The sequence below is a fragment of the Kribbella sp. NPDC051718 genome (assembly GCF_040681515.1).
In the GTDB taxonomy this organism is placed as follows: Bacteria; Actinomycetota; Actinomycetes; order Propionibacteriales; family Kribbellaceae; genus Kribbella.
This window is the reverse complement of the sequence record NZ_JBFAYZ010000013.1, coordinates 86,292-98,503: the sequence shown is the minus strand read 5'-3', so window position 1 is coordinate 98,503 and position 12,212 is coordinate 86,292. Positions and strand designations below refer to the sequence as shown.

General features: G+C 68.7%; 12 protein-coding genes and 1 tRNA gene. 9 read left to right on the top strand and 4 right to left on the bottom strand.

All coding sequences use genetic code 11. The features are described from left to right. Window positions 1-48 precede the first annotated feature (48 nt). The gene (locus AB0M15_RS36445; protein WP_363829474.1) at window positions 49-543 is read left to right on the top strand and encodes a hypothetical protein; all 495 of its coding nucleotides are present in this window, start codon (window positions 49-51) and stop codon (window positions 541-543) included. Between the two features lie 95 nt (window positions 544-638). On the opposite strand, the gene AB0M15_RS36440 is transcribed toward AB0M15_RS36445, so the two are convergent. Beyond that, a tRNA-Leu gene (locus AB0M15_RS36440) sits at window positions 639-722 on the bottom strand. 234 nt (window positions 723-956) lie between these two features. Here AB0M15_RS36440 and AB0M15_RS36435 point away from each other — a divergent pair. From AB0M15_RS36435 to pknB, 6 genes are all read left to right on the top strand, one after another. Further along, the gene (locus AB0M15_RS36435; protein ID WP_363829471.1) at window positions 957-1,790 is read left to right on the top strand and encodes a DUF3662 and FHA domain-containing protein; all 834 of its coding nucleotides are present in this window, start codon (window positions 957-959) and stop codon (window positions 1,788-1,790) included. Between the two features lie 10 nt (window positions 1,791-1,800). Beyond that, window positions 1,801-2,289, top strand: a complete 489-nt coding sequence (locus AB0M15_RS36430; RefSeq protein WP_363829468.1) for an FHA domain-containing protein — start codon at window positions 1,801-1,803, stop codon at window positions 2,287-2,289. Between the two features lie 10 nt (window positions 2,290-2,299). Continuing rightward, window positions 2,300-3,685 carry a protein phosphatase 2C domain-containing protein gene (locus tag AB0M15_RS36425; RefSeq protein ID WP_363829465.1) on the top strand — a complete coding sequence of 462 codons (1,386 nt, stop codon included), beginning with the start codon at window positions 2,300-2,302 and terminating at the stop codon, window positions 3,683-3,685. After that, entirely contained in the window at window positions 3,682-5,079 is a 1,398-nt protein-coding gene (locus tag AB0M15_RS36420; protein ID WP_363829461.1) for an FtsW/RodA/SpoVE family cell cycle protein, read from the top strand. Before AB0M15_RS36425 ends, AB0M15_RS36420 begins: the two co-directional genes overlap by 4 nt. Beyond that, entirely contained in the window at window positions 5,076-6,530 is a 1,455-nt protein-coding gene (locus AB0M15_RS36415) for a penicillin-binding transpeptidase domain-containing protein (RefSeq protein WP_363829459.1), read from the top strand. Before AB0M15_RS36420 ends, AB0M15_RS36415 begins: the two co-directional genes overlap by 4 nt. A 124-nt stretch (window positions 6,531-6,654) precedes the next feature. Continuing rightward, window positions 6,655-8,517 (top strand): Stk1 family PASTA domain-containing Ser/Thr kinase, encoded by a 1,863-nt coding sequence (pknB, locus tag AB0M15_RS36410; protein ID WP_363829456.1) that lies wholly within the window; start codon window positions 6,655-6,657, stop codon window positions 8,515-8,517. Window positions 8,518-8,599: 82 nt separating this feature from the next. On the opposite strand, the gene AB0M15_RS36405 is transcribed toward pknB, so the two are convergent. Continuing rightward, entirely contained in the window at window positions 8,600-9,217 is a 618-nt protein-coding gene (locus AB0M15_RS36405) for an aminodeoxychorismate/anthranilate synthase component II (RefSeq protein ID WP_363829453.1), read from the bottom strand. Window positions 9,218-9,256: 39 nt separating this feature from the next. Next, window positions 9,257-10,024 carry a DUF881 domain-containing protein gene (locus AB0M15_RS36400; RefSeq protein WP_363829451.1) on the bottom strand — a complete coding sequence of 256 codons (768 nt, stop codon included), beginning with the start codon at window positions 10,022-10,024 and terminating at the stop codon, window positions 9,257-9,259. 93 nt (window positions 10,025-10,117) lie between these two features. Between AB0M15_RS36400 and AB0M15_RS36395 the strand changes: the two genes are divergently transcribed. Continuing rightward, window positions 10,118-10,384: a cell division protein CrgA gene (locus tag AB0M15_RS36395; protein ID WP_343967806.1), complete on the top strand. Its 267-nt coding sequence runs from the start codon at window positions 10,118-10,120 to the stop codon at window positions 10,382-10,384. 172 nt (window positions 10,385-10,556) lie between these two features. Here AB0M15_RS36395 and AB0M15_RS36390 read toward each other — a convergent pair whose 3' ends face one another. Continuing rightward, on the bottom strand, window positions 10,557-11,495 hold the full coding sequence (locus AB0M15_RS36390) for an alpha/beta hydrolase (protein ID WP_363829445.1): 939 nt from the start codon (window positions 11,493-11,495) through the stop codon (window positions 10,557-10,559). Window positions 11,496-11,569: 74 nt separating this feature from the next. Here AB0M15_RS36390 and AB0M15_RS36385 point away from each other — a divergent pair, with 74 nt between their 5' ends. Further along, window positions 11,570-12,103: an EXLDI protein gene (locus AB0M15_RS36385; RefSeq protein ID WP_363829442.1), complete on the top strand. Its 534-nt coding sequence runs from the start codon at window positions 11,570-11,572 to the stop codon at window positions 12,101-12,103. The last annotated feature ends 109 nt before the right edge of the window (window positions 12,104-12,212 follow it).

Below are 12,212 nucleotides of genomic sequence, written 5' to 3'. Positions count from 1 at the left end.
CGTCACGAACCTGTCCGGAATGTCGGAGCCAAGCTGCAGGATGCCGGTATGAGCTGGTCCGCCGTCCACGACTACGTGCTGAAGGAGCGGTACGCCGAGGTCCACGACCTGGCCGAGTGGTCCGACTGGATGCCCTTCGCCGAGGCGATCCCGTCCGCACCCCGCGACCCCGGCGTCTACCTACTCCGCGAGCCGGTCACCGCGATCATCCGGTACGTCGGCATGGCCGGCGAGCGGTCCGGCGGTGGCCGGCCACAAGGCCTGTACGGCCGGCTCCGCGTCTACAGCAACGGCCGCGGCGCCATCAGCGGTTTCGGCGAAGCGGCCCTGGACCGCGCCCTCGCCGACCCGACTTGGCTGGACCAACAACTCCAGGACCTCCGCACCCACGGCCCCAAACGCGCCCAGGACTGGGCCCGGGAAGCCGTCCTCCGCCTCGACCTGGAGGTCGCCTGGTCCGTCACCCCCGACGGCCCCGACGCCCGCTACCTCGAAACCCAGGTCCTCAACCTGCTGCGAACCCACGGCCTCTGGAACCGCTGACCGAACACCGAGTGTGATGCACGCCGCAGGAAATCAACGGCCGCAACGGCCGGGAAAACAAAACTCCCGGTCAGTGATCTGACCGGGAGTTGCTGTGCGCGAGGGGGGAGTTGAACCCCCACACCCTTTCGGGCACACGGACCTGAACCGTGCGCGTCTGCCTATTCCGCCACTCGCGCGCTGATCACTTTGGGCTGATAAAACTGCCATCTGCGACCGAGAGAAAACACTAGCACGGCCTCAGGCAGACTCTGACATTGCGGGTTCGGTCGAACCTGCCGATACGATCGATCGTCGTACCAGTGTGTCCACCCACGCACCGGTGGGCACGGGGTACGGCGAGCCTCTTGAAGGTGCCGTACGGCAAGCACGATCGTTGGGTCCACCCGACGACCGACCGTGGAGGAGGACGCGTGCGACCGCTGCAGCGCTTCGAGCGACGCCTCGAGGGCATCGTGAGTGGTGTCTTCGCGCGCGCGTTCAAGGGAGACGTGGAGCCGATCGAGCTGGCCGCGGCCCTCAAGCGTGAGATCGACAACACCGCGCGGATCCTGTCCAGGGACCGCCGGCTGGTGCCGAACCACTTCACCATCGAGCTCGGCCCGGGCGACTTCGAGCGGCTGAACGCCTACGGCCGCACGCTCAACCACGAGCTCGCGAACGAACTCCGCGACCACGCGGACATCCAGCGCTACACCTTCTCCGGACCGATCGAGATCGAGTTGACCCAGGAAGACGACCTGCCGACCGGGAAGTTCCGCGTCGTCAGCGCCACCCACGGCAACCAGCAACGGTCGCCCCAGGTGTCCCAGCCCCCACCGCAGCCGTCGTACCAGCCGGCCCCGGATCCGAACGCGACCCAGCTGCAGAGCGCGCCCGTGCAACCGCCGCCCGGCCCGCCGCCGGTACGCCGCGGCCACCCGCAGGTGATGCTCGAGGTGAACGGCCGTCGCCGGCCGATCAACCCGCCGGGCGTCGTGCTCGGCCGGGGTACCGACGCGGACATCCAGATCAACGATCCGGGCGTCTCCCGGCGGCATGCGGAGATCCGGCTTATGCCGGAGGGCCCCGGAGGTGTCAGGGTGGTCCTGGTCGACCTCGGGTCGACCAACGGCACCCTGGTCAACGGACGCCGGGCCGCCGAGGCCGAACTGACCGACGGATCGACCGTGAGGATCGGGAACACCACCATGACGCTGCGCCTAGCGGACGAGCCGATCGCCCAGCCGCCTAGCAGCGGGTGGTGACGGAACCTCCATGTCGGAACTGACGCTGACCCTGATCAAACTGGGGTTCCTGGCCCTGTTGTGGATGTTCGTCCTCGCCGTGCTGTCCGTGATTCGCTCCGACCTGTTCGGCGCCAAGGTGGACGCCCGGGCGATCGCGCCCGCGTCGTCGCCGCAGCCGAACGGCCGGACCCCGAAGCCGGCCAAGCCGACGAAGAAGCGCAAGGGCCTGCCCGGCTCGGTCACCATCGCCGACGGTCCGCAGGCCGGCGTCGGCGCGACCCTGGTCGAGGACCCGGTCGTGATCGGCCGCGGTTCGGACTGCCAGATCCGCCTCGACGACGACTACTCGTCCACCCGGCACTCCCGGCTGTTCCTGTCCGAGGGCGAGTGGTGGGTGGAGGACCTCGGGTCCACCAACGGCACGTACCTCGACGGCCAGCGGGTGACCCGTCCCGTTCCGGCCGAGATCGGCGGTTCCATCCGGATCGGTCGCACGACGCTGAACATCGCGAAGTAGGTCGCCGGTCATGACGCTATCGCTCGACTACGCCGCACTGTCCGATGTCGGCCGGGTCCGCCGCAACAACGAGGACTCGGCGTACGCCGGTCCGCACCTGCTGCTGCTCGCCGACGGGATGGGTGGCGCCGCGGCCGGTGAGGTCGCGAGCTCGGCCGCCGTCCAGGTGATCCGCCGGCTGGACAAGCCCGGGATCACCGGCCCCGACATGATGGAGGCGCTCGCGGGCGCCGTCCACCGGGCCAACGAGCGGCTGTCCGAACTGGTCGAGGAGGACCCCGAGCGCGAGGGCATGGGCTCGACCGTCACCGCACTGCTCTTCGACGGCCAGCAGCTCGGGCTCGCCCATCTCGGTGACTCGCGGGCCTACCGGATGCGTGACGGGCTGCTCTACCAGCTGAGCCACGACCACACGTTCGTCCAGTCGCTGGTGGACGAGGGCCGGATCTCCAAGGAGGAGGCCTTCACCCACCCGCACCGGAACCTGATCCTCCGCGTGCTCGACGGCCGCCCGGACTCGGATCCGGACCTGGAGATCCTCGACGTCCAGGCCGGCGACCGGCTGATGCTGTGCAGCGACGGCCTGCCCGACTACGTGAGCGAGCAGGTCATCGCCACGTCGATGGCCGAAGGCACCCCGGACTCCGTGGTGGTCGACCTGATCACCCACGCGCTCGAGGCGGGATCCAACGACAACATCACCTGCGTCGTAGCCGATGTGGTGGAGACGGAGCCCGCGAGCGGCACCCAGCCTCAGCTGGTCGGTGCCGCGGCCGAGCTTGCCCAGGGCGGGACCGGTCCGGCCACCACGACCATGCGCGCCCAGGGCGACGGTGGTGACGGAGGCGGCGGCGGTGGCCGGGGTCTCGACCCCGAGGAGCTTCGCTACGCACCGCAGGCGCCCAAGCGGTTCCTCTGGCTGCGGCGGCTCGCAGTGGTGGTCGTCATCCTCGGGTTGATCGGTGGTGGCGGCTGGTTCGCCTACAACTGGACCCAGAAGCAGTACTACGTCGGTACCGACGGCGACTACGTGGTGATCTTCAAGGGCGTCGACCAGGTCGTCCCCGGACTCGACCTGTCGTCCGTCTACGAGAAGCAGACGCTGCTGGTCGACAAGCTGCCGACGTACAGCCGGGAGCAGGTCGAGGGCACGATCCAGGCCGACGACCTGGCCGCGGCGCGACAGATCGTCACCGAGCTGCAGCACGCGGCCGACGAGTGCGCGGCCAAGCCCAAGCCGACCACCACCCCGAAGCCCACCGTCAAGCCCAGTACGCCGGTCTCTACGCCGCCCAAGCCGCCGGCGACCACGCCTGTCTCGACTCCGGCCTCCACGCCGGTCTCCACCCCGAGCAACGGCACGGTCAACCCCGACGACTGCGACGGCGTCAGATGAGTATCGCGTCGACGTCCGTCATCCAGATCATCCCGCGCACCCGGCGCGGGGTGGAGCTGATGCTGCTCATCCTGGCGGTCGGCGTCTCGGTGGCCGCCTACGTCAACATCGGCCTCACCGTGCAGGACGAGGTCCCGGCCAGTACCGGGTACTACGCGGCCGGCATCGGCCTGCTCGCCCTGATCGCCCACCTGGCCCTGCGCTACCGCGCCCCGTACGCCGACCCGGTGCTCCTGCCCTGCGCAGTACTGCTGAACGGCCTCGGCGTCGCCATGATCCACCGGATCGACCTCGGCATCGCCGCGGACCGGCTCGCCCGGGGCCTGGACCCCAAGGCGGCCGCGGCGCCGCAGCAGATCACCTGGACGGCGGTCGGGGTGGTTCTCTTCCTCGTCGTCATCCTGGTGATCCGCGACCACCGGCGACTGCAGGCCCTCACCTACACGGCCGGCCTGGCCGGTCTGGTGCTGCTGGTCCTGCCGCTGATCCCCGGTCTCGGCGTCAACCTGAACGGTGCCCGGATCTGGATCCACCTGGCCGGGATGTCCTTCCAGCCCGGTGAGTTCGCGAAGCTGTGCCTGGTCGTCTTCTTCGCCGGCTACCTGGTGGTGAAGCGCGACGTGCTGACGCTGGCCGGGCACCGGTTCCTCGGCCTCGACCTGCCGCGCGCCCGCGACCTCGGGCCGATCGGCATCGCCTGGGTGGTCAGCCTGGGCGTGCTGGTCTTCGAGAACGACCTCGGCTCCTCGCTGCTGTTCTTCGGCCTGTTCCTGTTCCTGCTGTACGTCGCCACCGAGCGGGCCGGCTGGCTGATCATCGGCGGGTTGCTGTTCGCCGGCGGCGCCTTCTTCGCCTACACCGCCTTCGGGCACGTGCACGAGCGGATCACCGACTGGCTGGACCCGTTCTCGATCGACGGCGGCCAGATCGCCGGCGGCCTGCTCGGCCAGGCCTGGGGCGGCATCCTCGGCCGCGGGCTCGGCCAGGGCCATCCGGAGTGGACCCTCTACGGCAACAGCGACATGATCATCTCCTCGTTCGCCGAGGAGCTGGGCCTGACCGGCCTGATCGCGATCCTGCTGATCTACACCCTGATCATCGAGCGCGGCCTGCGCACCGCGCTCGGCTGCCGGGACATCTTCGGCAAGCTGATCGCGACCGGTCTGGCGATGTCGTTCGCGCTGCAGGTGTTCGTGATCGTCGGCGGTGTCACCGGGCTGATCCCGCTGACCGGTCTGGCCACCCCGTTCATGGCCCTGGGTGGTACGTCGCTGGTCGCCAACTGGGCGATCGTGGCGCTGCTGCTGCGGATCAGTGACCAGGCCCGGCGGCCGCAGACCCCTGCGGCGCCGGTCTCCGACGAAACGATCGCCATGGCGGTGCAGAAGCAGTGAACTCAGCGATCCGACGACTGGCCGTGGCGGCGATCATCCTGATGCTCGCGCTGATCGCCAACTCGACCTATCTGCAGGCCTTCCGCTCCAACGAGCTGAACGGCCGCAACGACAACCGCCGGGTCCGCAACGAGCAGTTCTCGGTCAACCGCGGCCCGATCCTGATCGGCAACACGCTGATCGCGCGCAGCGTGGAGAGCAACGACCAGTACAAGTACCAGCGCACCTACTCCAACGGCCCGCTCTACGCGCCGGTCACCGGGTACTACTCCTTCCAGTTCGGCCGGGGTGGGATCGAGCTCAACCAGAACAGCGAGCTGAACGGTTCCGACCCGGCGCTGGCGTTCCGCCGGTTCGTCGACGTCCTGACCGACAAGGGACAGCAGGGCGCGAGCGTCAGCCTGACCCTGAACGCGGCGGCCCAGCAGGCGGCGTACACCGCGCTGGGCGACAACAAGGGCGCGGCGGTGGCGATCGAGCCGAAGACCGGCAAGATCCTGGCCCTGGTCAGCAAGCCGTCGTACGACCCGAACCTGCTCGCCTCGCACGACCTGAACAAGGCCAGCGACGCCTGGAAGTCGCTGAACGCGAGCGTCAACAAGCCGATGTCGAACCGGGCGATCAAGGAGGTCTACCCGCCGGGGTCGACCTTCAAGCTGGTCACCCTGGCGGCCGCCCTGTCCAGCGGCCGGTACAAGGCGGACACCAAGGTGAACTCGCCGGCCAGCCTGCCGCTGCCGCAGACCACGACCCCGCTGCCGAACGAGAACGGCCGCAACTGCGGTGGCAGCGACAACGCCACCCTGACGGTCGCGCTGGCGCTGTCCTGCAACACCGCCTTCGCCTCGGTCGGCCTCGACCTCGGCGCGGACGCGCTGCGCGAGCAGGCCGAGAAGTTCGGCTTCGGCGAGCGGCAGCTGCCCGAGCTGGGCGCGGCCGCCAGCCAGTTCCCCGGCGACCCGAACGCGCCGCAGGTCGCGCAGTCCGCGATCGGCCAGTTCGACGTCCGGGCCACCCCGCTGCAGATGGCGATGGTGGCGGCCGGGATCGCCAACAAGGGCACCGTGATGAAGCCGTACCTGGTCCAGAACGTCCGGACCCCGGATCTGAAGACGGTCGAGGAGACCAAGCCGGAGGAGTTGCACCAGGCAGTCACCCCGGAGGTCGCCAGCGAGCTGACCGGGATGATGGTGAACGTCGTCAAGAACGGCACCGGCAAGCCCGGTCAGATCAATGGGATCGACGTGGCCGGCAAGACCGGTACGGCGCAGAGTGCGAAGGACCGGCCGCCGTACGCCTGGTTCACCGCCTTCGCGCCGGCCAACGACCCGCAGATCGCGGTCGCGGTGATCATCGAGGACGCGGTCGGCGTCGGCCGCGACGACATCGCGGGCGGCAAGCTGGCCGCGCCGGTCGCGAAGAAGATGATGGAAGCGGTGCTGGGCCGGTGATGACGATGCGATATAACCCGGTGACAGAGCGTCCGGCCGACGGCGGCCGGCGGATGGTCCGGGCTACCGTGGGCACTTTGAAGATTTGGCCGAGTTCGATCCGCGCAGGTTGGAAGGCAGAGTAATGACATCGCAGGCACGTCTCGTCGGCGGGCGCTACGAAGAAGGCGAACCGCTCGGTCGAGGGGGGATGGCAGACGTCCGAAGGGGCATCGACAACCGTCTGGGCCGGGCCGTCGCGATCAAGCGGCTGCGGGTCGACCTGGCCAGCGACGCCACCTTTCAGGCGCGGTTCCGGCGGGAGGCCCAGTCGGCTGCCTCGCTGAACCACCCCACCATCGTGTCGGTCTACGACACCGGCGAGGAGCCGGACCCGAACGGCTCCGGCATCACCATTCCGTACATCGTGATGGAGCTGGTGACCGGCAAGACGCTGCGCGACCTGATCCGCGAAGGCCGCAAGATCATGCCCGAGCGTGCCCTGGAGATCACCTCCGGCGTGCTCGAGGCGCTCGACTACAGCCACCGGGCCGGCATCGTGCACCGCGACATCAAGCCCGGCAACGTGATGCTGACCCCGCAGGGCCAGGTCAAGGTGATGGACTTCGGCATCGCCCGGGCCGTCGCGGACACCTCGTCAACGATGACCCAGACGGCGGCCGTGATCGGCACCGCGCAGTACCTGTCGCCGGAGCAGGCCCGCGGCGAGACCGTCGACGCCCGCTCCGACCTGTACTCGACCGGCTGCCTGTTGTACGAGCTGCTCGTCGGCCGGCCGCCGTTCGTCGGTGAGTCGCCGGTGTCGGTGGCCTACCAGCACGTCCGGGAAGAGCCGCTGCCGCCGTCGTCCTTCGACCCGGACATCCCGCCGGAGGTCGACGCCGTCGTCCTGAAGGCGCTGACGAAGAACCGCGAGCACCGGTACCAGAGCGCCAACGAGATGCGCCAGGACATCCACCGCGTACTGGCCGGCCAGCAGGTGACTGCTCCGATGGCGGCCGTCGCCGAGACCCGCGCGATGGCGCCGACCCAGGTCGCGCCGGCCGCTGCCACCCAGGCCTACCAGCCGCAGACGCATGACCTGCTTCCGCCCGACAACGGGGACGACGAGGCGGAGACCGCGCGCGCCCGTCGCAACCGGGGGCTCGCATACTTCCTGCTCGGCCTGGCGATCGTGGCGATCGCCGTCGGCGCCTACGCGATCATCACCAACATGGGCGACAAGGACAACACGGGTGGGGCCGGGCCGACCGACAACACCAGTCAGCCCGTGGAGCAGGTCGAAGTACCGAAGGTCGAGGGGCTGCCGCTGAGCGAGGCCATCCAGACGCTGACGGATCAGGGGTTCAAGTACACGCAGACCTCGCAGGCGAGCAACACGGTCGGGAAGAGCACGATCATCAGCCAGGACCCGACGCCGGGCACCAAGCTGGCCAAGGGCGCGTCGGTGGCGCTGGTGGTCTCGGCCGGGCGCGACACCTTCGCGGTGCCGAACGTGGTGGGCAAGTCGGAGGACGACGCGCGCAAGGCACTGGAGGATGCGGCCGGCCAGTTCAAGGTCGCGTCGAAGTCCAAGGAGGTCGAGAACGAGGCGCCCAAGGGCACCGTGCTCTCGATCGACCCGGGCCAGGACGGCCAGTACGCCAAGGGCACGAAGTTCACCCTGACCATCTCGACCGGACAGGTCCAGGTCACGGTGCCCGACGTCACCACGCTGAGCAAGGACGACGCCGCCGCGCAGCTCAAGGCGCTGGGCCTGACCGTCGGGTACGTCAACGACGACACCAACCCGACCGCGCCCGAGGGCACGGTCACCAAGCAGAGCGTGGCCGCGAACACGAAGGTCAAGGAGGGCACCAAGGTGACCCTGTCGATCGCCGTGAAGGCCCCGCCGACGCCGCCGAGCACCGAGCCGACCGATCCGGGCAACACCGAAACGCCGATCATCCCGGGTGGCGGGGGTGGCGGCGGCGAGGGCAACGGCTGACCCGTCGTACCGCAGCCTCGTAGTACCGAAGACACGAAAGGCCGCTGGAGCAACTGCTCCGGCGGCCTTTGCGTTGGGTGAACTAGCTGACGACCGGAGCCATCCCGGCGGAGCGTGCGACCGCGTCGGGGTCGCCGCAGATCTGCAGCCAGTTGGCGAGCATCCGGTGGCCGCCCTCGGTCAGTACGGACTCGGGGTGGAACTGGACGCCCTCGACGGGCAGGTCGCGGTGCCGCGCGGCCATGATCACGCCGGCCTCGGTCCGGGCGGTCACCTGCAGCTCGTCCGGCACGCTGTCCTGAGCGATCGCGAGCGAGTGATAGCGGGTCGCGGTGAACGGCGACGGAAGTCCGGCGAGCACGCCGGCGCCCTCGTGGAAGACCTGACTGGTCTTGCCGTGCAGCAATTCGTCCGCGCGACCGACCACGCCGCCGTACGCGACGCCGATCGCCTGCAGGCCGAGGCAGACGCCGAAGATCGGCACCTCGCCGCCCTTTTCCTTGACGATGTCGACGCAGGCGCCGGCCTCTTCCGGCGTACCGGGGCCGGGGGAGAGCAGGACTCCGTCGTACTCCGAGACCTGGTCAGGGGTGACCTCGTCGTTGCGCAGCACGGTCGTGTCGGCCTGCAACTGCTGCAGGTACTGGACGAGGTTGTAGACGAAGGAGTCGTAGTTGTCGACGACGAGGATCCGCGGCATGCGGACCATTGTCACAGACGGCTCCCAGGCTCGCCCTGCTCAGCCGGTCGCCGAAGGACTGGTGGTCGGCGACTTCTCGAAGCCGGGCACGGTCGCGCTCTGCAGCTCCAGCGTGCCCTCGTAGGCGGGCATCGCGATCGAGGACTCGTTCTTCACCTCGTAGCCGAGCTGGAACCGGACCACGTAGTCCTGCAGATTCTCGATGTACTTCGAGTCGTCCAGCGCCTGCTGCAGCTTCTTGCGGTCGCCGATCGCGGTGATCCGGTACGGCGGCAGGTAGGGCACACCGTGCAGGACGACCGAGTTGCCGACGCACTTGATGCCCGTGGTCGAGATCACCCGGTGGTTCTGGATCGAGATCGCATCGGCGCCACCGACCCAGAGCGCGTTCACCACGGCCTGGATGTCCTGCTGGTGGATCACCAGCCAGTCGGCGTCCACATCCGGGTTGTCCTTGACCACCTCGGGCGGGGCGTCCTTGAGCGTGACCGTCAGGCCCGCCCCGGTGACCGGCGTGGTGCCGACCTGGTCGGAAAGGTCCTTCAGCTGCTCGGCCAGTTTGGGCTCGATCGAGCCCTGCTGAGCCTGCAATTTCTCGATGTCCTGGGTCAGCTCCGCGTGCTGGCGGGTCAGGCTGGCGCTGCGCCGGCTCTGTTCCTCGACCAGGCCCGCGAGCGTAGTGTTACGACTGGGACGCAGATCGGTACCGCGGGCGTTCGTTGCGCTGGTCGCGAAGAGCAACCCGGCACACAGCAACGCCACCGGCGCACTCGCGCGCCAGAGCGAAAAACGCCGCAGCTTGCTCACCCGTGATCCCCTTGCTCTCGTCTGCACTACGCTAACCGAGGCCAGAGCTAGCTTATGTGTCCGCAGTAGGTGTCCGTTACGAGGAGTCGAGTCGTGCCCGAGTCGAGCAGTCGCAAGACCAAGAAGTCCGCCACCGACAAGGTCAAGGTGGAGAAGACTCCGAAGAAGCCGCGTACCACCAGCCGGGTGTGGGTCGCCCCGCTGATGCTGGGGTGCTGGCTGCTCGGACTCGCCTGGCTGGTCGTCTTCTACGTGGCGGGCCAGGACATCCCGGTGATGCGCGACCTGAACAACTGGAACCTGCTGATCGGCATGGGCCTGATCGCGGGCGGTTTCGTCGTCTCCACCCAGTGGATCTAGTCGCGGTCTGACAACTGGGCCTCAGCCGGCGATCGGGCGCAACCGGCTGGGGTCCGACTGAATTACAGAGCTGTGGTTATCCACATCGGTATCCCCAGCTGTGCACAGTTTTGAGGCCAAATCTGGGGATTGGTCGCCAAAATCTGTGGATAAATGAGGTTTGATCACTGGCTTATCCACAGCTGGGGAGCAATCCCTTGAGCCGCGTGGCGAGGTCCTGGGGGAACTCGTGCCCGAGGCCCGGCAGGCGGTCGACGGTGAAGCCCAGACCGGCCAGCTGTTCCCCGGCGTCGTCCACAACCTCCAGCAGGTCGTCGGCGGTACCGATCAGAATGCTCGCCGGGGACAAGGCGTTCTTCGCCTTCTCCGGCACACCCCGCAGGGCAGGAGCCAGTACTACGGCACCGCTCACCGGCACCGGATCGGCTTCAACCGCCCAGTTGAGCGCCACCCGGCCACCGGCCGAGAACCCGGCAGCGATCAGCGGAAGGTCCCGCAGCTGCACGGGGAGCTGGTCGAGGGCACGAGCGATGTCCTTCGCCGCCTCCCCAGGGTCCGGCCAGGTCCGGTACATCGGCGACATCAGCTGGGACGACTCCACTCCGACCAGCGCATAGCCGAGCTCCAGCACACCAGCCCAGTCCCGCATCGCATGCCGAGCCCGCTGCCCCGCCCCATGCAGAGCTACAACAACGCCGCACGCGCGGCGGCCCGCCCCGGCCCCGGCCGCCTGCGCGGGATCGCTCGGCCACGCCGGGAGCTGGATGAGCGGTGGATCCTCGGATGCGATGCGGCGGTCGCGGGAGAGGGCCACCAGGCTTTGGAAGGCCGGTAGGTACTGGAGGGCGGCTAGGTCGTCGTCCTCGGTGAGGATCTCCTCGGCCCACCAGGCTCCGGCGGCGCTTGCCTGCTGGAGGCTGGTGAGTGCTTCGGTCGTCTCGTGGAGGGAGCCGAGGAGGCAGGCGCGCAGGTGGGCGAGCTCGGCGGCCCACGGCTCCAGGTCCGGGTCGGCGGCGTCCAGCAGGTCCAGCGCGACCGGCTGTAGGCCCTCGTCGTACAGGGCTGCGACGCGGTCGGTCAGGCGGTCGTAGCGGTCCTCGGGAGTCTCCACCCAGGCGATCTTGCCATATATGTAGACGTCTACGTAGAGATGTGCGTATAGTTCTACGTAGGAGGAGATACCCCATGCCGAACAAGACGATCTACGTTTCCGACGACGACCTGGCGCTCTACAAGCGGGCCCAGGAGCTCGCCGGCAACCTGTCCCAGGCCATCTCGACCGCGCTCCGGCGGTTCGTCGAGATGGAAGAGGGCCGACTCGAGGGCTTCGACGAGATCACCGTCCGGGTCGGGCGCGGGACGGGCCGCAAGCAGCGGTTCTCCGGCGTCCTGCTGGCCGAGGGCGGCCGGTCCAACAAGAACGGCTACGAGGCCTTCAAGGTCTACCGGAGCCGGACCGGGAAGTTCGTCCTGCACGCCGACCGGAGCAACCTGTACGACCACGTCAGCACCGTCAACGGCGAGGAGCAGGACTCCACCGGCTGGCGCAGCTGGATCGGCAGTTTCAGCAGCAACCAGACCTGGAGCATGGCCCAGGGCGAGTCGACGCTGCACATCGTGGAAACGGTGGAAGAGCTCCGGGACCTGATCCCGGCCGACCTCTACACCCTGGTCGAGGACGCGGCCGAGCAGCCGACCGTGGAGGACCTCGACATCTGATCCGCGGTACCCACTCCAACTGAAGCAGTCCCGCAGGGCGGCGGCCACCAGGCCGGCCGGCTGGATCCGCACGCCCTGAATCCCCTCCTCCCACACTCTCAAGCCACCC